The following is a 21,223-nucleotide window of genomic DNA, read 5'->3' as shown; positions in this document are numbered from 1 at the left end:
GTTGCCGGCAAGGGTAAACATAGGCCGGTGATCGAACATGGCCGCAGACCATGGCACAAAGAAAAACATTCAATGGCCCATGACTGAATGCGGCCGCAGGGAGGTCATGATGCTTCACCGGGTAATTTCCGTCGTGGCTGTGAGCGGGCTTTGCGCCTGCAGTGGCGGCACGCCGGGCCATGATGAAATGGGGCTCAAATACCAAAAGCGCGCCACGCCGGTGCTGCAGGCCCTGGCCCTGTACGAGCGGGATCACAGCAGCCTGCCGGATTCGCTGGACGAGCTGACGCCCGCTTACCTCAACCGGCTGCCCACCCAGCCGGAATTGAGCCTGGATGCCAAGAGCCGGCAATTGAGCTTCACCTATGCGCCCTCCTTGCCCCGCATAGGAAAAATCAACTGCTACGCCCAATTGGGCGACGAGCAGTGGAGTTGCCAGGGGTATTTGTGAGCCGGCCGGGCCGGCGTGCCACGGCCCTGCCCATGAAACCCTGAGAAGCTGAAAACCGGGGTGCCGGGTATTTAGGCCTTATTGCAGCCTTATTGCAGCCTTATTGCTGTCTTGTTGCTGCCACCGTGGGGACGTATTGCTGCCGTCCAGGGTTGCAGACGTTGCAGGAGTAAATACCCGGCTCGATTCAATCTCAGGCGGTATGCCCCTCGTCCGCCGCCTTGCGGTCCAGCGGCGCCGGCAGCAGGGCCGGCAGCCGCGGCAGCCGACGCGCCAGGACGGCGATCAACTGCCCGGCCAAGCGCAGCGGCGACGGCCCCCCGGCGGCCAGTTGCAGGCGTGCCGCGCCCGGGCTGTCGCACTGGATGACGGCGTCCGCCCCAATGCGCATGCGGTCGCCGGCAGCGAGGAAGAAGTCCTCCTGGTTGCCGCCCATGGTCAGCCACACCCGGCCGCTGAACACGACCAGCTCGCGGCCAGCGGCGTGACTCAAACCCAGCGCGGTGCCGGGTTGCAGGTCGAAAGCGGCTTGGTGCGAATGCGTGCTCAGGTTCATGGCGGACCTCTTGTGATGTGTGTTGCTACTTGGGCACGGCCGGGAAGCTCCCTTCGCCCCGCCGCCGCCCGGCTTCGCGCCGGGGGCCTTGGTTGCTTTTGAAACTTCGTCTGCCGTGCAGCCAATGTCGGCGCCGGGCCTGGACCTGAACAGATGCAGACGCCGGCCAATACAGCCATGACAGCCGCCCGCCGCGGCCGGCTGTACCGGTCGTGTGCGGCTGTATCTGTATGGGTCTGTGCAGCAGCGACCGATACAGAATTCCGGCATGGAACGCCACCAAGACACTCTCTATCTGCGCATTGCCGACCAGTTGGCCGGCTCCATCAGGGCCGGCACGCTGGCGCGGGGCGAGCGCATCGCCTCGGTGCGGGAGCTGGCGCGCCAGCAGGGCGTGTCCATGGCCACCGTGGTGCAGGCCTACCGCACGCTGGAGGATGCGCGGCTCATCGAGGCCCGCCCGCGCTCGGGCTACTTCGTGGCCGGCCGCTCCGCGGCGCGGCGGCTGGCCGAGCCCGACACCACGCCGCTGCCGCCGCAATCCAAGGCGGTGGCGGTGTGCACGCTGGGCCAGCGCGTGCTGGCCGCGGCGGTGGACCCCTCGTACATCTCCTTCGGCGCCGCCGCGCCCAGCGAAGATTTGTTTCCGCAGGAGCGCATACGCCGCGCGCTCACCCGCGCGCTGCAGCGCAACCGCGCCACGCTGTGCCGCTACCCGCTGCGCACCAGCTCGGCCGAGCTGCGCCGTGCCATCGCGCGCCAGGCGCTGACCATGGGTTGCCAGCTCGACCAGAACGACATCGTCATCACCAACGGCTGCATGGAGGCCATGACGCTGTGCCTGCGCGCCGTCACGCAGCCCGGCGACATCGTCGCGCTGGAGTCGCCCACTTACTTCGGCCTGCTGGAGCTGCTGCAAAGCCTGGAGCTGCGCGCGCTGGAGATTCCCACCCACCCGCGCCAGGGCCTGTCGGTGGACGCGCTCACGCTGGCGCTGGACACGCAGCCCATCAAGGCCGTGCTGGTGGTGCCCACGCTGTCCAACCCGCTGGGCGCCAGCATGCCGCTGGCTGAGCGGCGGCGGCTGGCGCAGCTCGTGGCGCAGCGCGGCGTGCCGCTGGTCGAGGACGTGCTCTACAACCCGCTGTGCGAGCACGACGAGCAGCGCCGCGCGGTGCGCAGCTTCGATCCCACGGGCCACGTGATGGTCTGCGGCTCCTTCTCCAAGACCGTCGGCCCGGGCCTGCGCCTGGGCTTTGCCGACGCGGGCCGCTGGTCGCAGCGCGTGCAGCAGTTGCGCGCCGTGCAGTCCGGCAGCCACACCGAGTTCCTGGAAGCCGCCATGGCCGACCTGCTCACCCAGCCCGGCACGGAAAGCGCCTTCCGCCAGTTGCGCACGCTCTTCGCCGCGCGGGTGGACGAGGCGCGCGGGCTGATCGCCGAGAGCTTTCCCAAGGGCACGCGCGTCACCGACCCGCCCGGCGGCTTCATCCTGTGGGTGGAGCTGCCCGCGGGCAGCGACGCCATGGCGCTGTTCGAGGCCTGCCAGGCCGAGCGCATCTGCATCGCGCCCGGGCCCATGTTCAGCACCACGGGACGCTACGGCCACTGCCTGCGCCTGGGCGTGGGCGGGCGCTGGGACGACACGCAGCGCCAAGCGCTGCGCCGCATCGGCGAGCTGGCGCACCGGGTGCTGCCGGCCGCCGCCAGTTGAACGGGGAAGGGCCCACAGGCATGGAAGCCATTGCGCACGACGAGCGGCGGGACACCAGGCAGGAAAGCAGGCGCGGCGCCGGGCAGGACCGGGCGCAGGAGACGCTTTACCTGCGCATCGCGCAGCAGCTCGAAGGGTCGATTCGCGCCGGCACCCTGGCGCGCGGCGAGCGGCTGGCCTCGGTGCGGGAGCTGGCGCGCCAGCAGGGCGTGTCCATGGCCACCGTGGTGCAGGCCTACCGCACGCTGGAAGACGCGCGGCTGATCGAGGCCCGCCCGCGGTCGGGCTATTTCGTCGCCGGCCGCCCCGGCCGGCGTGCCGCCGAGCCGGAGACCACCGCGCTGGCGCCGCAGGCCCAGCCGGTGGCGGTGAGCTCGCTGGCGGCGCGGGTGATGGGCATGGCGCACGAGCCGGGCGTGGTGTCCTTCGGGGCGGTGTGCCCAAGCGCCGACCTGTTCCCCGAGGAGCGCGTGCGCCGTGCCGTCAGCCGCGCGGCGCAGCGGCATCGTGCCTCGCTGTGCCGCTACCCGACGGGCCACGGCGCCGCCGAGTTCCGCCGCGCCGTGGCGCGCCAGGCGCTGGCGCTGGGCTGCCAGTTGGACCCGGAGCGCATCGTCTCCACCACCGGCTGCCAGGCGGCCATCAGCCTGTGCCTGCGCGCCGTCACGCAGCCCGGCGACGTGGTGGCGCTGGAGTCGCCCACCTCGTTCGGCTTCCTGGAGCTGCTGGAGAGCATGCACCTGCGCGCGCTGGAGATCCCGACGCATCCGCGCCACGGGCTGTCGGTGGACGCGCTGTCGCTGGCGCTGGACACGCAGCCGGTGAAGGCCGTCATCGCCGTGCCCACGCTGTCCAACCCGCTGGGCTCCAGCATGCCGCTGGCCGAGCGGCGGCGGCTGGCGCAGCTCGTGGCGCAGCGCGGCGTGGCGCTGATCGAGGACGTGCTCTACAACCCGCTGTGCGAGCACGACGAGCAGCGCCGCGCCGTGCGCAGCTTCGACCCCACGGGCCACGTGATGCTGTGCGGCTCCTACTCCAAGACGCTGGCGCCCGGCCTGCGCGTGGGCTGGACGGACGCAGGCCGCTGGTCGGCCGAGGTGCGGCACCTGAAGGCCGTGCACTCCGGCAGCTACACCGAGCTGATGGAGCTGGCGCTGGCGGACCTGCTGATGCAGCCCGGGCTGGAGAGCGGCTTTCGCCACCTGCGCTCGACCGTGGCGGCGCGCGTGGCGGACGCGCGGGAGCTGGTCGCCGAGAGCTTTCCCAAGGGCACGCGCGTGACCGACCCGCCGGGCGGCTTCATCCTGTGGGTGGAGCTGCCCGCGGGCAGCGACGCCATGGCGCTGTACGAAGCCTGCCTGCGCGAGCGCATCTGCATCGCGCCGGGTTCGATCTTCAGCACCACCGGGCGCTACGGGCACTGCATCCGGCTGGGCTTGGGCGGCCGCTGGGACGAGGCCCAGCGGCGGGCACTGCGGCGGGTAGGAGAGCTGGCGCAGGCCTTGATGCGCGAGGGTGAACCGGCGGGTTGACGGTGGCCGGGTGCGATGGCCTGCCGCAGGGCTGGCGCAAGCACGCCATCGCGCCCTCAACTCCCCTCGACCCGCCCCTCAATGCAGCTTCACCCGCGGCTGCGACCGCCCATTGAGCCAGCTCCCCAACTGGTCCACCGCCGTGCGCAGCGCGCCTTGCAGCCGGACCATGTGGGCGTGGTGCACGCTCCAGTAGGCCCAGCGCGCCATCAGGCCCTGCAGCCGCAGCCCGCGCCCGGCGCGGCCCAGGATGCGGCCTACGGCGTCATGGCTGCCCAGCGCCACCAGCGAGCCGCGGTCGTGAAAGCGGAAACCCGCCACCGGTTGATTTTCCAGCCGCCGCAGCAGTGCGCCGGCCAGGTAGCGCGCCTCCTGCTGCGCGGCCTGCGCGCGCGGCGGCACGGGGCCGGCGCCGGGTTCGGTCACGCAGCTCGCGCAGTCGCCCATGGCGAAGACGTCCGCGTCCCGCGTGGTCTGCAGCGTGTCGCGCACCAGCAACTGGCGCTGTTTGCTCAGCTCCAGCCCGCCCAGCTTCTCCAGCACGCGCGGGCCCTGGATGCCGGCGGCCCACACGGTGAGCGCGGCGGGCAGCACCTCGTGCCCGTCCAGCACCACGTGGCCGGCGGCCACCTCCGTCACGCGCCGGCCGGTGAGCACCTCCACGCCGCGGCGGTGCAGATCGGCCTGCACCTCGCGGCTGATGTCCTCGCTCAAGGCGCCCACCAGGCGCGCTCCGGATTCGATCAGCCGCATCTGCACCGGCTGCGGCTCCTGGCTCAGCTCCGTGCCCAGGCCCGCGATGTCGCGCACCGACTCCATCAGCTCCGCCGCCAGCTCCACGCCCGTGGCGCCGCCGCCCACGATGGCGATCTGCACCGGCCCGTCGGACTTCGTTTCCGCCCGCGCGCACTCGGCCAGCAGCCGGCGGTGAAAGCGCTGCGCATCCGCCGCGCTGTTCAGGGCCAGCGCGTGCTCGGCTACACCTGGGGTGTGGAAGTCGTTGACGATGCTGCCCACGGCGATGACCAGGGTGTCGTAGGCCACGGCGCGGCGCGGGGCGATCTCCTGTCCGTCCTCGCCCACCAGCGGCTCCAGCCACAGCTCGTGCTGTTGCCGCTCCAGCGACTCCAGCGTGCCCAGGTGGAAGCGGAAGTTGTGCCGCCGCGCCTGCTGCAGGAATTCCACCCCGGCGTCGTGCCCGTCCAGCGTGCCCGCGGCCAGCTCGTGCAGCCAGGGCTTCCAGACGTGGGTGAGCGACGCATCCACCAGCAGTACCTCGGCCGGCGTGCCGCGGTGCTGGCGCTTGCGCAGCGCCTCGCCCAAGTGCACCGCCAGCTCCAGCCCGCCCGCGCCGCCGCCCACGATGACGATGCGGTGCGCCCCGCCGCGCTCGCGCAGCGCCCAAGTGGAAAACAGCGCCGGGCGGTGGCCGGCACTGGGTGGATTCTTGGCGGACGGCCGCCGGCCGCCCGCGTGCAGGTGTGGTCCGTTCATGCCGGACTAAGGGGCAACCCTTATGCCGCGGCACGGGCCGGGGACGGGCTCAAAGCCCCGGCGTCCCCGGCGGCGGCCGCTTGGCCTGCGCCAGCGCCTGGCGCAGTGCGCGGGCCATGAGCGGCCGGTGCGCGGGCAACAGGTGGCGGCCCACGCTCACGCTGAGCCGGCCCGCCGTCAGGCGCACGAGCGCGCTTGGGCCGGCGCCGTCCGCGTGCACGCGCACCCAGGCCGCGGGCAGCTCCAGGCGTTCCACGCGGGCGCCGACGTGGCGCTCCACGCTCAGCCGGTCCGCGGCCAGGGTGATGATTTCGCGGTCACCGGCGTGGCGCGCGTGCACCAGCAGCGCGGCCGCCAGCACGGCCACCTCCAGCCCGGCAAACAGGCTCACCACCGGAAAGCCCAGGGCCCAGAAGGCCAGCGCCAGCAGCAGGTGAAAAAGGCACACCGCCATGAAGCAGCCGCCCAACTGGCGCGGCGTGAGCCGGCAGTTGCGCCGCAGCTGCCAGCGCATGGCCTCGCCGTGGGCCAGCGCCTCGCGCACGGGCAAGGCGGGGGAGGTCGAGGGGGGCGGCGGCGCGTCGGACATGGACTGCTGGGAGGCGGCGCGTGGGCGGCCGCCTGCCTGCCGGCACTTTGCAGCGCCGCCGCCTCCCCTGCGGGCAGTGGGTGTGTCCAGTCGCAAGCGCGGGGCGCGCGGCTGCGGGCGCCCCGCGCCGCGCCAGCTCACCGCCGGCACGCACAAGGACGCTCAGCCGCGCTGGTCGCCGGACGGCCGGCAGATCGCCTTCATCTGCGACCGCGCAGGGCTCAGCCAGATCTTTCTCATCCGTCAGCGAGGGGTCGGAGGCGGGGCGTCGTCCGGGGCCAGGTCCGGCTTCGGCCTCGCGGAAGGGGCCGATGCTGCGGAGGCCAGGCGCTGTCCAGGGCCCCTTCAGCCGCCGAGCTTGCTCAGGGCGAAGGCGGCCAGGAAGCCGGCCACGGTGATGAGGCCGGCGAAGTCGTGGGCCTGCTCGAAGGCCTCGGGGATCATGGTGTCCACCAGCATGGCCAGGATGGCGCCGGCGGCCACGGCCGTGGTGGCCGCCACCGTCTCGGCCGAGCTGCCGTCGAAGAGCACGAAGCCGGCGACGGCCGCCAGCCCCGACGCCAGCGCGATGCCGCCCCACACGCCGTACACGTAGCCCGCGCCCCGGCCCGCCTTCTTCATGCCCGCGGCGCTGGACAGGCCCTCCGGCAGGTTGGAGAGGAAGATGGCCGCCACGGCCACGGTGCTGACCGCGCCGCCCTTGAGCAGGCTCAGGCCGATGACGATGGATTCGGGGATGCCGTCCAGCAGCGCGCCCAGCGCGATGGACAGGCCGCTGCCGGCGTTCTCCTGCTCGCTGGGCTGCTGGCCGCCGGAGCGCTTGCGGTGGCGCGCGCCGCGGTGCGCGAGCAGCCAGTTGGCGCCGGTGTAGACGGCCGCGCCGCCGACGAAGCCCAGCGCCGTGGAGTCCATGCCGCCGCTCTTGAACGCTTCGTCCATGAGCTCGAAGGACAGCGCGGAGATGAGCACGCCGGAGCCGAAGGCCATGACCGCCGCCACCAGCCGCGCGGGAATGCGCATGCGAAACCCCACCCAGGCGCCCAGCAGCAGCGCGGCACCGGCCAGCAGGCCCCACAGGCCGGCTTGCAACCATTGGGGCATGGCGGGACTCCCGGGAGTGTGGCGATGGGGCCCAAGGGGCAAGGGGAGTGCCCCCTCAACGCCCAACCAGATGCACCGCCACCTCGCGCCTGTGCCCGCGGCGCCTGTGCTCCCACAGGTAAATCCCCTGCCAGGTGCCCAAGGCGAGCCGGCCGGCCATCAGCGGGATGGCGAGCTGCGTGGCCGTGAGCGCGCCGCGCACGTGGGCGGGCATGTCGTCCGGGCCCTCGTCGCGGTGGCGAAAGAGCGGGTCGCCGTCGGGCACCAGGCGGGCGAAGAAGCGCTCCAGGTCGCGCTGCACCTCGGGGTCGGCGTTCTCCTGGATCAGCAGGCTGGCCGAGGTGTGGCGGATGAAGAGGGTCAGCAGCCCCTCGTGGAAACCTTGCGCCTGCACCCAGTCGCGCACGGGTTGCGTGATCTCCAGCAGCGTGCGGCCCGGGGTGTCGAAGGCAAGGGTGGTGGTGGCCTGGTTCAGCATGCGGGCAATTGCAGCACGAAGCGGCTGCCGCCCCCCTCGCGCGGCTCGCAGCGCACGCTGCCGCCGTGGCGCTGCGCGATCTGGCGCACCAGGCTCAGCCCCAGGCCCACGCCGCCTTGCTGCTCGGCGTGGCCGGGCAGGCGGAAGAAGGGCTCGAAGATGCGCTCGCGCATGTCCGCGGGCACGCCGGGGCCGCGGTCGCACACGGCCGCGCGCAGCTCGCCGGCCTCGCGCTGCAGCGTCAGCGCCACCTCGTCGCCGCCGTAGCGGCGCGCGTTCTCCAGCAGGTTGCGCAGGGCGCGGCGCAGCAGCCGCTCGTCGCCCTGCACGGTGAAGGCGGCGCCGGCGCCGTTGTCGTCGTGCAGCGGCGCTTGCAGCTCGGCGCCGACGCGGGCGGCCTCCTCGGCGGCCAGGGCCAGCAGGTCCACGGGATGCAGGTCCATGTCGGGGCGGGCGTCCAGGCGGCTGGCCAGCAGCACCTCTTCCACCAAGGCGTCGAGCTCCGCGATGTCTGCATGGATCTCGGCACGCAGGCCGTCCTGCTGGTGCTCAGGCGCGGTCTCCATGAGGGAGACGGCCATCTTCAGCCGCGCCAGCGGCGAGCGCAGCTCGTGGCTGGCGTTGGCCAGCAGCGACTGGTGCGAGCGCAACAGCGTCTCCACGCGCTCGGCGGCCTTGTTGAAGCTGCGCGCCACGGCGGCGACCTCGTCGCGCCCGCCGTCCTCCACGCGGTGGTGCAGGGCGCCCGCGCCGAAGCGCTCCACGCCGTCGCGCAGCGCCTCCAGCCGCCGCGTCAGGCGCCGCACCACGGGGTAGGCGCCGGCGGCCACGGCCATGAACAGCAGCAGCAGCACGGCCAGCAGCCCCGTGCCGCGCAGCCAGGGCGGCGGCGGCGGCAGGGGCGGGCCGTGGTGGCCGCCGGGGCCGCCGCGCGGGGGGCGCGCCGTCCACAGGGTGCGGCCGTCGTCGAGCTTGATGGGCGTCACGCGCGCGCCCGGCTCGCGGCTCAGGCGCTCGAAGGCCTCGGATTGGACCAGGCGCTGTCCGGCCGCGTCGTCCAGCGCCAGCGGCACGCGCAGCCGCTCCGACCACTCCAGCAGCGCCACGGCCTGCTCCCGCGCCGCGGCCTGCGGCGGCGGCAGGGCGTGCTGCAGCAGGTCGCCCCAGGCGCTGAGCCGTTCGCCGGCGGCGGCGTCGAGGCGGCCGCGCTCGCGCTCCATCTGGTGCTGGAACAGCCAGCCTGACCCGAGCGCGAAGAGGGCCAGCACCGCCACGACGGTGAGCCAGACGCGCAGGTAGAGGGATTTCATGGCGCAGGTGTCCGAGGGGCCCGCCCCTTGGGCGGCCCGCTCTCTTCAAGGGTTACGGATGGGCGGGGCGACGGTGCGGCAGGGGCGCGCGGCGGCTCACGCCTGCCCGTCCACGCCCTCGCGTGCTTCCTGCCCCGGCTCGTCCGGACGGCGGGCGAAGAGGTAGCCCACGCCGCGCACGGTGAGCACGCGGCGGGGGTTGCGCGGATCGTCCTCGATGAGGGCGCGGATGCGCGAGACGTGCACGTCGATGGAGCGGTCGAACGCCTCCTGGGCGTGGCCCTTGAGCGTGTCCATGATCTGGTCGCGCGTCATGACGCGCCCGGCATGCTGGGCCAGCACGCGCAGCAGCTCGAACTGGTGCGCGGTGAGGTCCACCTCGCGCGCGTCCAGCCGGGCCTTGCGCGCGCCCAGGTCGATCTCCAGCCGGCCAAAGCGCATGACCTCCTGCGCGGGCTCGCCGGGCAAGGCGCGGCGCAGCAGCGCCTTGATGCGTGCCAGCAGCTCGCGCGGCTCGAAGGGCTTGCTCAGGTAGTCGTCGGCGCCCAGCTCCAGGCCCACGATGCGGTCCAGCGGCTCGCCGCGCGCGGTGAGCATGAGCAGCGGCAGCCGCCGCGTGCGCGCATCGGCGCGCAGCTCGCGCGTGAGGTCCAGCCCGTCGCCATCGGGCAGCATCAGGTCCAGCACCAGCGCGTCGAAGTTTTCTATGAGCAGGCGCCGGCGCCCGTCGTTGAGCGTGGCGGCCAGCTCAACGGCGAAGCCTGCGTTGCGCAGGTAATCAGCCACCATGGCGCTCAGGCGGGCGTCGTCGTCGATCAGCAGCAGTCGGGGCATGTCAGGGGCACTACTTGGGCTCTGTATTGAAGAGCACGAAAGCATAGCCCCCTCAGCGATGCTGGCCACCAGGACCGCGTGCTGCGTGCTCGCGCATGAGCGCGGCCAGTTGCGTGCGCTGCTGCGGCGTGAGCACGTTGGCCGCATCGACCATGGCCTTGCTCCAGCGCTGGGAGGCCAGGTCGTGCTGGGCCAGCATCTGCTGGCGCAGCTGCTCCACGGCGGCCGTGTCTATGGTGGGCTGGGCCAGCAGCGTCAGGCCCTGCTCGTGCAACTGGCGCCGCGTGTCGCGCTGGGTGCGCATGTCGGCCGCGGCGGCATCGAAGATGCCGCGGATCTTGCCGCGTTGTTCCGGCGTGGCGTTCACGCGCTCCAGCAGCCGCTCCATGTGGCGGCCGCCCATGCCCGGGCCGCCATGGCGGTGGCCTTCGTGCATCGGGCCGCCCATCGGCCCCCCCATCGGCCCGGGCGCGGAGGCCGCGGGCGGCGGCGGCGCGGGTTGCGCCTGCGCCATGCCGCCGGCCGCGCCCGCCAGGGCCAGCACCAGCGCAGCGGCGCCGGCACGCCAGGCGGTGCGCCGCATCGCGGACGCTGGGGCAGTGGAATAAGTCACGCTTGCTTGCTTGTTCATTTCAAGGCTCCACGCAGTAGGAGCCTGAAGATTGAGGTCCGTGCGTTGCGCAGCCGTGTGGCCCGGGTAAAGAAGCGTGAAGGGCTTCGCCCCCCGCTTCGTGCCCAATGGCGTCGTGCTATGTATCACGGCGTAACTTGTGGCGGTGGCCTGGTGGGGCCTTCCCGCAGCCACAATGTGGGGCGGGCCGTCCATCACCGTGATGGGGTCTTGTTGTCATTCCTCTTCGCGGCCCTGGGACCGATGCGCGCCTTTCTGAAGTTGTTCACGAGCCTGCTGCTGGCCTTGGCCGGCGGCGCGCAGGCGGCCGGCGAGCGTCCGCTGACGCTGGCCGTGGTGCCCTACTTGAGCGCGCGTGCCATCGTGCAGCTCTACCGGCCGCTGCAGGAGCACCTGGAGCGCACGCTGCAGCGCCCGGTGCGGCTGGTGAGCGCGCCGGACTACCTGACCTACCTCGACAAGACCGCCAAGCGCGAGTACGACGTGGTGGCCACCTCGCCCGCCTTCGGCCGCCTGGCGCAGGTGGAGACGGGCTACGTGCCGCTGCTGCGCGCGCAGAACTCGCTGGAAGTGCTGCTGGTCACGCTCAAGGACAGCCCGGTGCAGGACGTGGCCTCGCTGCGCGGGCAGACCATCGCCACCACCGACGCCCTGGCCACGCTCACGCTGGCCGGGCAGCGCGCGCTCAAGGAGCGCGGCCTGGTGCCCGGGCGCGACGTCACGGTGCGCACCACCAACAGCCACGCCAACTCGCTGGCGGCCGTGCAGCGCGGCGACGCCATGGCCGCCATCTCCTCGTCCACCACGCTGCGCCAGATCCCGGCCGCGGCGGCCGAGCAGTTGCGCGTGATCACGGTGCTGAGCACCACCACGCCGCTGATGTACATGGCCAGCCCGGTGCTGGCGCCGGCGGAGGTGGAGGCGCTGCGCCGCACCATGATGGAGTTCGCCAACGCCACGCCGGCCGGGCAGAAGTTCGTGGCCGAGCTGGGCCATGGCGGCCTGGCGCCGCTGTCCGCGCGCGACATGGCCAGCCTGGACCCGCTGGTGGCGGACCTCAAGGCGCAGTTGGAGAGCACCCGTTGAGCGGTCTCAAGCGGCTGCTGGGCTCGCTGTCGGCACGCATCATCCTCGCGTGCGTGCTGGTGGAAGTCGTGGTGCTGGGCCTGCTGGTGGCCGGCGGCGCGCGGCTCATGGACAGCACGCTGCGCGCGCAGGCGGCGCTGCGGGTGGAGCAGTCCAAGCCGCTGCTCAACGCCGCGCTGGCCGCGCCGCTGGCGCAGGAGGACATCGTCACGCTGCAGGAAATCCTGCGCGAGAGCCGCAGCGCCCAGGCCATCGCCTACCTCGTGCTGCTGGACGACGAGGGCAAGCCCATCGCCAGCGAGGGCTGGGACATGCACCAGCGGCTGCCCACGGCCGACACCGAGCTGCGCCTGGACCTGGCCGACGGCCACTTCGACGTGGACATGCCCATCGAGCTGGCCGGACAGACCTATGGGCGGCTGCATTTCGGCATCGCGCTGCAGGAGCTGCACGCCACGGCGCAGCGCCTGATGGCGCAGAACGTGGCCATCAGCGTGGCGGCCATCCTGGCCTCGCTGGGGTTGCTGGTGGCCGTTGGGCGCTGGCTTACGCGCCCGCTCAAGGAGCTCACGGGCGCGGCGCAGCGCATTGCCGAGGGCGGGCTGGACGTGCGGCTGCGCGTGGCCAGCCGCGACGAGGTGGGCACGCTCACGCGCGCGTTCAACACCATGGCCGGCGCCATCGCCGAGCGCGTGCAGGCGCTGCAGGAGGCGCACGCGCTGCAGCAGTGCTACCTGGAGCAGTCGCGCGCGGAGCACGCGCGGCTGGCGGCGCTGCTGTCGGCCATGTCCATAGGCATCCTGTTCGTGGACGAGCAGGACCGCATCGTCTACCACAACCCCGCGCTGTGCCGGCTGCTGGGCATCGACGTGGACGCCGAGGTCGACGGCCACGCCGTGCAGGTGCTGGCCGCGCTGGCCGCGGCGCGCGGCGTGGCGCGCGACTGCTTCGCCAGCGGCCAGGGCCAGGGGCGCCAGAGCGCGGAGCTGCAGCTCACCGACGGCACGGTGCTCACCCGCATCGCCCACCCGGTGCGCGACGAGGAGGGCCACACCATGGGCCGCCTGTGGATCCTGAGCGACGTCACCGCCGAGCGCCGCACGGCGCAGCAGCTCGTGTACCTGGCCGAGCGCGACCCGCTCACGGGCCTGTACAACCGCCGCTCCTTCCAGCACGAGCTGCAGCGCCGCCTGGCCAACGCGCAGCGCCAGGGCACGCAGGTGGCGCTGCTGCTGTTCGACCTGGACGAGTTCAAGCTCATCAACGACCGCTACGGCCACCAGGCCGGCGACAAGGTGCTGGTGCAGGTGGCCACCGAGGTCAGCGCGCTGGTGCGGCGCAGCGAGTTCTTCGTCCGCCTGGGCGGCGACGAGTTCGCGCTGATCTGCGAGGCCGAGGGGCCGGAGATGCTGCAGGCGCTCTCCGACCGCATCGTGCAGGCCATTGCGCGGCTGCCCGTGGCCTTCCGCGGCCAGAGCCTGCGGCTGACCTCCAGCCTGGGCATCGCGCTCTTCCCCGAGCACGGCGACAACCCCGACGAGCTCGTGGCCCGCGCCGACGCGGCCATGTACCAGGCCAAGGAGGCCGGCAAGAACGGCTGGCAGCTCTACGACCGCGACCGCGACGGCACCGACGAGAAGCTCGCCCGCATCGGCTGGAACGAGCGGCTGCGCCGCGCGCTGGACCAGCAGCTCCTGGTCCCCGTCTTCCAGGGCGTGTTCGACACGCAAAGCGGCCAGCTCCAGCACTACGAGCTGCTGCTGCGCCTGCGCGACGAGGCCGACCCCGAGCGGCTCATCAACCCGGGGCAGTTCATCCCGCACGCCGAGCGCAGCGGCCTCATCCGCGAGATCGACCGCTGGGTGATCAGCAACGCCATCGCCACGCTGGCGCAGCGCGCGGCGGTGCCGGCCATCGCCATCAACATCTCCGGCCGCTCCTTCGACGATCCGGGGCTGCCGCGGCACATCGAAAACGAGCTGCGCCGCCACCGCGTGGAGCCCCAGCGGCTGCTGGTGGAGCTCACCGAAACCGCCGCCGTGGGCGACCTCAAGGACGCGCAAAACCTCATCGCCCAGCTCCACGGCCTGGGCTGCCGCGTGTGCCTGGACGACTTCGGCAGCGGCTTCGCCTCCTTCGCCTACATGAAGCACCTGCCCGCGGACGTGCTCAAGATCGACGGCCTGTTCGTGCGCAACCTCGCGCGCGACCGCAACGACCTCGTCTTCGTCCGCGCCATCGTGGACGTGGCCAAGGGCCTGAACAAGACGACCATCGCCGAGATGGTCGAGGACCCCGAGACCCTGGCCCTGCTGAAAAGCGTGGGCGTGGACCACGTGCAGGGCTACCACTTCGGCCGCCCGCAGCAGTTGGGCGAGTTCAACGCACCGCCCCCGCCGCCGCGCCCGGCGCTGACCCAGGCCTGAAGCGGGCCTGAAGCCGGCCCGCAACCGGCCGCCGTCCCGCGGCGCTCGGCGCATCATGCGGCTCCCCATCCTGCAGGAGTCCCCGTGAACGACACGATGAAGGCCGCGTGCATCACCGGCCATGGCGGCAACGAGGTGGTGAGCGTGGGCCCGCGCCCACGCCCGCGGCGCGGCCCCGGCGAGGTGCTGGTGCGGCTGCGCGCGGCCACGCTCAACCGCGTGGACCTGTACATGCGCGACAGCGGCGCGGGCATCACGCACCGGCTGCCGCAGATCATGGGCATCGACGGCGCGGGCACGGTGGAGGCGGTCGGCGAGGACGAGCCGCTGCTGCGCGTGGGCCAGGCGGTGCTGCTGCACCCGGGCATCAGTTGCGCTCGCTGCGAGTTCTGCGCCCGCGGCGAGGGCGTGCTGTGCCCCAGCGTGTCCTACCTGGGCGAGCACCGCGACGGGACGCTGGCGCAATACGTGTCGCTGCCCGCGCGCAACGTGTTTCCCATGCCGCAGGGCTTCGGTTTCGAGGAGGCCGCGGCGCTGGGCGTCAACCACCTCACGGCCTGGCGCATGCTCTTCACCAAGGCCCGGCTCCGGCCGTGGGAGACGGTGCTGGTCTTCGGCGTGGGCGGCGGCGTGTCGCTGGCGGCGCTGCAACTGGCCAAGTGGGCGGGGGCGCGGGCCATCGTCACCTCGCGCGACGACGCCAAGCTGCAGCGGGCCCTGGCCCTGGGCGCGGACCACGCCGTCAACGGCGAGCGCGAGGACGTGGCCAAGGCCGTGCTGGCGCTCACCGCGGGGCGCGGCGTGGACGTGGTCATCGAGAACGTGGGCGCGGCCGTGTGGGGTGCGGCCCTGCGCGCGGTGGTGCGCGGCGGGCGCATCGTCACCTGCGGCGCCACCAGCGGCGACCAGCCGCCGGCGGACCTGCGCCGCATCTTCATCCGCCAGTTGCAGATCCTGGGCTCCACCCTGGGCGACCTGCACGAGATGGGCGCGCTGCTCCAGGCCTGCGCGGGCGGCGCCATCCGCCCGGTGATCGATTCGACCTGGGCGCTGGACGACGTGCACGCCGCGCTGGACCGGCTGGCGTCCGGCGCGCAGTTCGGCAAGGTGGCGGTGCGGGTGGATTGAAGGCGTGGGCGGCGTGGAGGTGCCGGCCCGGCCCCCTGGCGCTGGCCCGCGCGCCGTCGGGTTGCCGCCGCGGCGGCGGCCGCCAGGCGCCTACAGCTCCAGCGCCGTGTCCTCGTGGCGCGGCTGCGGGGCGGCCGGCTCGCCGCCCGGCGCGTCGCCGCCGGCGCCGGCCACGAACGCCTCCAGCACGGCCAGCGCGCCCTCGAAGTCGAAGTCCAGCAGCCGCGAGTCCATCTCCGCCGCCACGGCGACGCTGCTGCGGCGCAGCGCGGGCGCCAGCTCGCGCCACTGCGCCACGGCGCGGTACTCGCCCAAGCGCAGCAGCTCGGCAAGCCGCCGCAGCGACTGCAGCAGCGCCGGCGCCGGCGCGACGGGCTCCGCCGCGCCGCCGTCCGCCGCGGACGCCGCCGTGCCGGGGCGGGCCAGGTCCAGCGCCTGGCCTATGGCCGAGAGCAACTGCTCCAGCTCGTCCAGCAGCGCCTGCCCGGTGGCGTGCAGCGTTTGCGCCGAGGCGCCTTCGGCCAGCGCGCGGTCCAGCGCGCGTGCGCGCCGCGCCAGCGAGGCCGCGCCTATGGGCTCGGCCGAACCCCACAGGATGTGCGTGAGCGACTTGAGCCCGGCCATGTCGCCGGTGGCCAGGGCGCGCCGTGCCAGCGGCAGCCGCGCGCCGTAGTGGTGCAGGAACTGCTCCAGCACGCGGCGGTAGAGCGTGGCCTGGCCGCCCAAGTAGCGCAGCGCCAGCGAGGCGTCCAGGCCGGGAATGGCGGGCACCGACGGCACGGCCTCGGCCTCGGCCTGGTCCGTGGCGTCGGTCGGGCTCGGCGGCGCGGCCTCGGCGGCGCCCTGCGGGTGGGTCATGGGCAGCCAGCGCAGCAGCGCGGCGAACAGGCGCGGCGGGTCCACGGGCTTGGGCACGTGGTCGTTCATGCCGGCCTCCAGGCAGGCGGCGCGGTCCTCGGTGAAGGCTGCCGCCGTCATGGCCAGGATGGGCGTGGCGCTGTGCCGCGGCAGCGCGCGGATGCGCCGCGCCGCCTCCAGCCCGTTCATGTTGGGCATCTGCATGTCCATGAGGATGAGCGCGTAGTCGCCGGTCTCGGCGGCCTGCACGGCCTGGCGGCCGTCGTCGGCCAGGTCCACCTCCAGCCCGGCCCAATGCAGCAGCTCCAGCGACAGGCCCTGGCTGATGGGGTCGTCCTCGGCCAGCAGCACGCGCGCGCCGCCGCAGCGCCAGCGCACGGTGTCGGCATCGGCCTCCTGCTCCACGTGCGGCACGTCGGTGGGCGGCAGGTCCTGCTGCCCCTCGCGCACGCGCACGGTGAACCAGAACTCGCTGCCCACGCCGGGCTCGCTGCTGGCGCCGGCCTCGCCGCCCATCATCACCGCCAGGCGCTGCGTGATGGCCAGGCCCAGCCCCGTGCCGCCGAAGCGCCGCGTGGTGGAGGCGTCCTCCTGGACGAAGGCGCCGAAGAGATGCTCCAGCTTGTCCGGCGCGATGCCCTTGCCCGTGTCGCGCACGCTCATGCGCAGCAGCAGCCCCTGCGCGCCGCGCTCCAGCAGTTGCGCGTGCACGTCGATGTGGCCGCGCTCGGTGAACTTCACCGCGTTGCTCAGCAGGTTGAGCAGCGCCTGCGACACCCGTGTCGGGTCGCCCAGCAGCGCGTCGGGCACGTCCTGCACGTCCACCGTCAGCCGCAGGCCCTTGGCGCGCGCGGCCTCGTCCACCAGGGCGCGGCTGCCTTCGAGCAGCGCGCGCAGCGAAAAGCCCGTTTCCTCCAGCTCCAGGCGCCCGGCCTCGATCTTGGAGAGGTCCAGGATGTCGCTGATGACCTGCAGCAGGTGGCCGGCGGCCGTGCCGATGCGCGAGAGCCGCTCGGCCTGCAGCGCGTCCACCACGTCGCGGCGCAGCAGGTGCGTCAGGCCCAGGATGGCGTTGAGCGGCGTGCGTATCTCGTGGCTCATGTTGGCCAGGAAGGCGCTCTTGGCCTCGTTGGCCGCGTCGGCGCGGTCGCGCGCGCGCACGAGCTCGGCGTTGGCCTGCTGCAGCTGCTGCGTGCGCTCGTCCACCAGCTCCTGCAGCCGGTGGCGGTGGCGGTCGAGCTCGGCGGCGGTGCGCTTCTTCTCCGTCACGTCCTCGACGATCCAGAGGTGGTGCGTGATGCTGCCGTCGGCCTGGCGTATGGGCGCGGCGCGGACGAGCTCGTCGTAGTGCTCGCCGTTCTTGCGCTGGCAGCGGAACTCGCCGGACCAGATCTCGCCGCGCTCCATGGCCTGCCACAGCATGCGCTTGCGCAGCGCCGGCACGCGCCGCGGCTGCAGCGAGTGAATGAGGCGGCCCACCGCCTCGTCGCGCTCGAAGCCGGTGATGTGGGTGAAGGCGCCGTTGACGTACTCGATGCGCCCGGCCGTGTCGCGGATGGCGATGCCCATGGGGCTTTGCTCCACGGCCAGCGAGAGCTTGCGCAACTGCTCCTGGGCCTCCCAGCGTTCGGTGATGTCGCTGTGCACCACCACGGCGCCGCCGGCGGCCGTGTTCAGCGGCGTGACGGTCATGAGGAACCAGCGCATGCGCTGCGGCGAGTGGCAGGGGTACTCGCGCGAGAAGCTCGGCAGCCGGCCCTGCAGCACGGCCTCGATGCCGGCGGCGGCGCAGGCGGCCTCGCCGGCCTGCGGTCCCTCGGCCGCGCGGCACAGGGCCAGGTAGCTGTGGCCCAGGACGTTGCCGCCGCCGCCGTTGTCCTGGGCAAAGCGGGCCCAGGCGGCGTTGACCTTGACGATGATGCCGTCACGGTCGAGCACGGCCATGTGGTCCAGCACCGAGTCCGTGACGGCCTGCACCAGCTCGTTGGCCTCGCGCAGCGCCAGCTCCGCGCGCTTGCGCTCGGTGATGTCGCGCGCGATGCCGAACATGCCTATGACCTGGCCGTGCTCGTCGCGCAGCGGGCCCTTGGTGGCGAGGTAGGTGAAGACGCCCTGGGCGGTGACGTACTCCTCGTCGTAGGGGCGCACGCGGCCTTCGCTGACGACCTGCGCGTCGTTGGCGCGCAGCACGGCGGCCTGCGCGGCGGGCATGTGGTCGCTGTCCAGCGTGCCCAGCACTTGCGCGGGCGTGACGCCCAGCACGCGGCTGGCCTCGCCGTTGCAGAGCAGGTAGCGGCCCTGCAGGTCCTTGGCGTAGATGGCGTCGTTGGAGCCCTCGGCGATGGCGCGCACCAGCGACAGCGCGCGCAACTGCTTGGCCTGCTCCTCGCGCTCGACGTGCGCGGCGTTGAGCGCGCGGCGCTCGCGCAGCAGCACCATGGCCGCGCCCGTGCCCAGCAGCGCCATGGCGCCGGTGGCCAGTATCCAGGCGGAGTTGCCCAGCGAATGGGCGCGCAGCTCGGCCTGGTCGATCTGCGCCACCAGCACCCAGTCGCCGCCGTCCACCGGGCGCACGGCGCCGAACACCGGCACGCCGCGGAAGTCCGTGCCCGCGGCGCCGCGCCCAAAGGGCAGCGTGCCCGCCAGCGCGCGCCCGGCCAGCAGTTGCGGCGTGGACATCGGCAGCGCCTGGCCGTCGAGCTGGTTGGTGAGCACGTCGCCCTGGCGGCGCAGCAGCAGCGAGCGGCCGCTGCGCGTGTCCGTGGCCCAGCCGCCCAGCATGTCCAGCAGCGAGTCGCCCAGGTCCACGCGCAGCACCACGGCCAGCTGCGCCGGAGCGCCCTGGCCCACCAGCGGCACCACCATGTCCAGCCACGGCGTGCCGGTGGGCGGGTCCAGGCTGGTGTGCTGCAGGATGTCGCCGCTGGCCAGCGCCTGCTGCACCACGGCCTGCAGCCCCTCGCTGTCCTCGCCGGGCTGCGCGCTCTCGGTGGACAGCAGCTCGCCGCTGTCGTCGTACAGCATCACGGCGTGGTGGCCGAAGGCCAGCCGCATGGCCGACACGCGCTGCAGCAACTGCTGCAGCGCCTCGGTGTCGCCGTTGCGCCAGCGCTGGTAGTGGCTGGCGTACACGGGGCTGGAGCGCACGAAGCGGGCCTGCGACTTGCGGTAGGAGAACCAGCTGGAGAGCTGCGCGGCCTGGCGCTCGGCCACCGTCTCGATCTGGCGCACCTGCTCCTTGCGGCGCTCCTCGTAGTTGCTCAACAGCACCAGCCCGGTGATGCTGGACACCACCACGGTCATGGCCAGCAGCGGCAGCAGGCGCGGCGCCGTGGTGTTGCTGGCGCTGCGCGAGGGCCCGGCGCTGCGCACCACCAGCCTGTACAGCAGCACCGCCGTCACGCCCACGAACATCCAGCCCTTGAGCGCGCTCAACTGCAGCAGCCAGTCCGGCTCCAGGCGCAGTTGCGCCAGCAGCCAGTCCGACCCCCAGATCCAGGCCGAGCCCAGGGCGCCATAGGCCAGCGCCAGGCGCAGCGCGTGGCGGCGTGCCCGCTCGGTGGCCTCGCCGGGAGTCGGCCCCGTGGTGCGGTTCACGTCGTCAGCGCGTGGCCAGCGCATCGGTGGCGTCGGACTCGTCCGGGTAGCGGCAGGCGATGTCGCAGAAGTGCGCGTAGTCGGCCAGGAAGAGGTCCAGCAGGTCGGGATCGAAATGCCGCCCGCGCTCGGCCGCCAGGATGTCGCGCACCCGTTCGGCCGGCATGGGCGCCTTGTACACGCGGCGCGAGATGAGGGCGTCGAACACGTCGGCCAGCGCCATGAGCCGCGCGGCCAGCGGGATGGCGTCGCCGGCCAGCCCCTCGGGGTAGCCGCTGCCGTCCCAGCGCTCGTGGTGGTGCAGCGCGATCTGGCGCGCGTAGGCCAGGAACTCCACGGGCTCGTGCAGGTCGTCCACGGCGCGGTCTATGGCCGCGGCGCCCAGCGCGGCATGGGTCTTCATCACCGCCCATTCTTCGGCCGTGAGCGGCCCCGGCTTGAGCAGGATGTGGTCGGGGATGCCGACCTTGCCGATGTCGTGCAGCGGCGCGGACTTGGCGATGAGCGCGATGGCGTGCTCGCCGAGCTGCGCGGCCAGGCGCGGCAGCGCCGCGGCGCGCCGCGCCAGCGCCAGCACGTACTCCTGGGTGCGCAGGATGTGGTTGCCGGTGTCGTTGTCGCGCGTTTCGGCCAGGCGGGCCAGGGCGCGGATGGTGACGTCCTGCACCACCTGGTTCTCGTGCATGCGGCGCGAGATCTCGGCTTCGAGCAGCGCGTTGTCGCGGCGCAGCAGGTCGCGCGCGCGCTTGAGCTCCAGGTGCGTCTGTACCCGCGCCAGGACGATGGCCGGGTGCAGCGGCTTGGTGATGTAGTCCACCGCGCCCAGGGTCAGGCCGCGCTGCTCGTCCTCCACGGCGTCCATGGCGGTGATGAAGATCACGGGCACGTCGCGCGTGGCGGGCTCCTGGCGCAGCCGCTGCAGCACTTCGTAGCCGTTCATCTCCGGCATCATGATGTCCAGCAGCACCAGGTCGGCCACGGGCGGCTGCGCCGCCAGCCGCAGGGCCCGCGCTCCGGAGTTGGCCGCGCGCACGCGGTACGGGCCGCACAGCAGCTCGCCCAGGACGGTGAGGTTTTCCGGGTTGTCGTCGACGATGAGGACGGTGCTTTGGGACATGGTGAGGGTGGGCATCGGCCGTGCTGGGCCGAGGCCGCCGGCGGGAAATGGGAACTGGATCGCCGTCCCGGGCGATGCGTGCGCGGCCGCTGCGGCAGCGCCGTGCACACCTCGGGCACTGTAAGGGGCGCCCCGGGCACCTGGCCATGACGAGGCTCACAAAGCTGCCACGGAATGCACACGCCGCGCCGCGCCGCGACGCCCCGGGCGCGGCCTGCGCGCCGCTGCCGCCGCCACGGCCGCCGCGGAAGGGCGCGCAAGCGAGAAAAGCGGCACGAAAACCCTGTCCCGGCGGGCGCAAGCGCAGCCGCGGCGTGGGCA

At 73.0% G+C, this 21,223-nt stretch carries 16 protein-coding genes; 6 read left to right on the top strand and 10 right to left on the bottom strand.

Annotated elements, in window-relative coordinates; translation table 11 throughout:
• The first annotated feature begins 37 nt into the window (after positions 1–37).
• Entirely contained in the window at positions 38–451 is a 414-nt protein-coding gene (locus ALA01S_RS32575) for a hypothetical protein (protein WP_157118774.1), read from the top strand.
• A gap of 193 nt (positions 452–644) precedes the next feature.
• Here the strand turns inward: ALA01S_RS32575 and ALA01S_RS33880 are convergent, their stop codons facing one another.
• Positions 645–1,007, bottom strand: a complete 363-nt coding sequence (locus ALA01S_RS33880; protein ID WP_066332974.1) for a DUF2917 domain-containing protein — start codon at positions 1,005–1,007, stop codon at positions 645–647.
• Positions 1,008–1,275: 268 nt separating this feature from the next.
• Between ALA01S_RS33880 and ALA01S_RS05195 the strand changes: the two genes are divergently transcribed.
• Positions 1,276–2,721 carry an aminotransferase-like domain-containing protein gene (locus ALA01S_RS05195; protein ID WP_066332972.1) on the top strand — a complete coding sequence of 482 codons (1,446 nt, stop codon included), beginning with the start codon at positions 1,276–1,278 and terminating at the stop codon, positions 2,719–2,721.
• A 20-nt stretch (positions 2,722–2,741) separates the two neighbouring features.
• A complete protein-coding gene (locus tag ALA01S_RS05190) occupies positions 2,742–4,253 on the top strand; it encodes an aminotransferase-like domain-containing protein (RefSeq protein ID WP_084267237.1) in 1,512 nt (503 codons plus the stop codon).
• Positions 4,254–4,331: 78 nt separating this feature from the next.
• Here ALA01S_RS05190 and ALA01S_RS05185 read toward each other — a convergent pair whose 3' ends face one another.
• The 7 genes from ALA01S_RS05185 to ALA01S_RS05155 form a co-directional block, all read right to left on the bottom strand.
• Positions 4,332–5,747, bottom strand: coding sequence for an NAD(P)/FAD-dependent oxidoreductase (locus ALA01S_RS05185; protein WP_066332968.1), 1,416 nt, complete (start codon positions 5,745–5,747; stop codon positions 4,332–4,334).
• A gap of 49 nt (positions 5,748–5,796) precedes the next feature.
• Entirely contained in the window at positions 5,797–6,336 is a 540-nt protein-coding gene (locus ALA01S_RS05180) for a DUF2244 domain-containing protein (protein ID WP_066332965.1), read from the bottom strand.
• 345 nt (positions 6,337–6,681) lie between these two features.
• Positions 6,682–7,437: a ZIP family metal transporter gene (locus tag ALA01S_RS05175; RefSeq protein ID WP_066332962.1), complete on the bottom strand. Its 756-nt coding sequence runs from the start codon at positions 7,435–7,437 to the stop codon at positions 6,682–6,684.
• Between the two features lie 55 nt (positions 7,438–7,492).
• Positions 7,493–7,915, bottom strand: a complete 423-nt coding sequence (locus tag ALA01S_RS05170; protein WP_066332960.1) for a secondary thiamine-phosphate synthase enzyme YjbQ — start codon at positions 7,913–7,915, stop codon at positions 7,493–7,495.
• Positions 7,909–9,225, bottom strand: coding sequence for a HAMP domain-containing sensor histidine kinase (locus tag ALA01S_RS05165; protein ID WP_066332957.1), 1,317 nt, complete (start codon positions 9,223–9,225; stop codon positions 7,909–7,911). The genes ALA01S_RS05170 and ALA01S_RS05165 overlap by 7 nt, the downstream gene beginning before the upstream one ends.
• Before the next feature lie 96 nt (positions 9,226–9,321).
• On the bottom strand, positions 9,322–10,059 hold the full coding sequence (locus tag ALA01S_RS05160) for a winged helix-turn-helix domain-containing protein (RefSeq protein WP_066332954.1): 738 nt from the start codon (positions 10,057–10,059) through the stop codon (positions 9,322–9,324).
• Positions 10,060–10,111: 52 nt separating this feature from the next.
• Entirely contained in the window at positions 10,112–10,690 is a 579-nt protein-coding gene (locus ALA01S_RS05155) for a Spy/CpxP family protein refolding chaperone (protein ID WP_169805854.1), read from the bottom strand.
• A gap of 210 nt (positions 10,691–10,900) precedes the next feature.
• Here ALA01S_RS05155 and ALA01S_RS05150 point away from each other — a divergent pair, with 210 nt between their 5' ends.
• The 3 genes from ALA01S_RS05150 to ALA01S_RS05140 all read left to right on the top strand — a co-directional run bounded on the left by ALA01S_RS05150 (position 10,901) and on the right by ALA01S_RS05140 (position 15,330).
• Positions 10,901–11,776 (top strand): phosphate/phosphite/phosphonate ABC transporter substrate-binding protein, encoded by an 876-nt coding sequence (locus tag ALA01S_RS05150; protein ID WP_169805853.1) that lies wholly within the window; start codon positions 10,901–10,903, stop codon positions 11,774–11,776.
• The gene (locus ALA01S_RS05145) at positions 11,773–14,202 is read left to right on the top strand and encodes an EAL domain-containing protein (protein ID WP_066332948.1); all 2,430 of its coding nucleotides are present in this window, start codon (positions 11,773–11,775) and stop codon (positions 14,200–14,202) included. The genes ALA01S_RS05150 and ALA01S_RS05145 overlap by 4 nt, the downstream gene beginning before the upstream one ends.
• A gap of 84 nt (positions 14,203–14,286) precedes the next feature.
• Positions 14,287–15,330, top strand: a complete 1,044-nt coding sequence (locus ALA01S_RS05140; RefSeq protein ID WP_238455701.1) for a zinc-binding dehydrogenase — start codon at positions 14,287–14,289, stop codon at positions 15,328–15,330.
• Between the two features lie 90 nt (positions 15,331–15,420).
• On the opposite strand, the gene ALA01S_RS05135 is transcribed toward ALA01S_RS05140, so the two are convergent.
• Together ALA01S_RS05135 and ALA01S_RS05130 are read right to left on the bottom strand one after the other, a co-directional pair.
• Positions 15,421–19,785 carry a PAS domain-containing protein gene (locus ALA01S_RS05135; RefSeq protein ID WP_157118773.1) on the bottom strand — a complete coding sequence of 1,455 codons (4,365 nt, stop codon included), beginning with the start codon at positions 19,783–19,785 and terminating at the stop codon, positions 15,421–15,423.
• Between the two features lie 4 nt (positions 19,786–19,789).
• On the bottom strand, positions 19,790–20,902 hold the full coding sequence (locus ALA01S_RS05130) for a response regulator (protein ID WP_084267242.1): 1,113 nt from the start codon (positions 20,900–20,902) through the stop codon (positions 19,790–19,792).
• Positions 20,903–21,223: the final 321 nt, after the last annotated feature.

The organism is Azohydromonas lata NBRC 102462 (genome assembly GCF_001571085.1).
In the GTDB taxonomy this organism is placed as follows: Bacteria; Pseudomonadota; Gammaproteobacteria; order Burkholderiales; family Burkholderiaceae_C; genus Azohydromonas; species Azohydromonas lata.
This window is presented reverse-complemented; position numbering and strand designations above follow the sequence as displayed.

Bases quoted from the DNA above. Each gene is read 5' to 3' on its own strand.
- ALA01S_RS05130 (WP_084267242.1), bottom strand. From the start codon at position 20,902: ATGTCCCAAAGCACCGTCCTCATCGTCGACGACAACCCGGAAAACCTC.
- ALA01S_RS05165 (WP_066332957.1), bottom strand. From the start codon at position 9,225: ATGAAATCCCTCTACCTGCGCGTCTGGCTCACCGTCGTGGCGGTGCTG.
- ALA01S_RS05155 (WP_169805854.1), bottom strand. From the start codon at position 10,690: ATGAACAAGCAAGCAAGCGTGACTTATTCCACTGCCCCAGCGTCCGCG.
- ALA01S_RS05190 (WP_084267237.1), top strand. From the start codon at position 2,742: ATGGAAGCCATTGCGCACGACGAGCGGCGGGACACCAGGCAGGAAAGC.
- ALA01S_RS33880 (WP_066332974.1), bottom strand. From the start codon at position 1,007: ATGAACCTGAGCACGCATTCGCACCAAGCCGCTTTCGACCTGCAACCC.
- ALA01S_RS32575 (WP_157118774.1), top strand. From the start codon at position 38: ATGGCCGCAGACCATGGCACAAAGAAAAACATTCAATGGCCCATGACT.
- ALA01S_RS05195 (WP_066332972.1), top strand. From the start codon at position 1,276: ATGGAACGCCACCAAGACACTCTCTATCTGCGCATTGCCGACCAGTTG.
- ALA01S_RS05175 (WP_066332962.1), bottom strand. From the start codon at position 7,437: ATGCCCCAATGGTTGCAAGCCGGCCTGTGGGGCCTGCTGGCCGGTGCC.
- ALA01S_RS05160 (WP_066332954.1), bottom strand. From the start codon at position 10,059: ATGCCCCGACTGCTGCTGATCGACGACGACGCCCGCCTGAGCGCCATG.
- ALA01S_RS05185 (WP_066332968.1), bottom strand. From the start codon at position 5,747: ATGAACGGACCACACCTGCACGCGGGCGGCCGGCGGCCGTCCGCCAAG.
- ALA01S_RS05180 (WP_066332965.1), bottom strand. From the start codon at position 6,336: ATGTCCGACGCGCCGCCGCCCCCCTCGACCTCCCCCGCCTTGCCCGTG.
- ALA01S_RS05170 (WP_066332960.1), bottom strand. From the start codon at position 7,915: ATGCTGAACCAGGCCACCACCACCCTTGCCTTCGACACCCCGGGCCGC.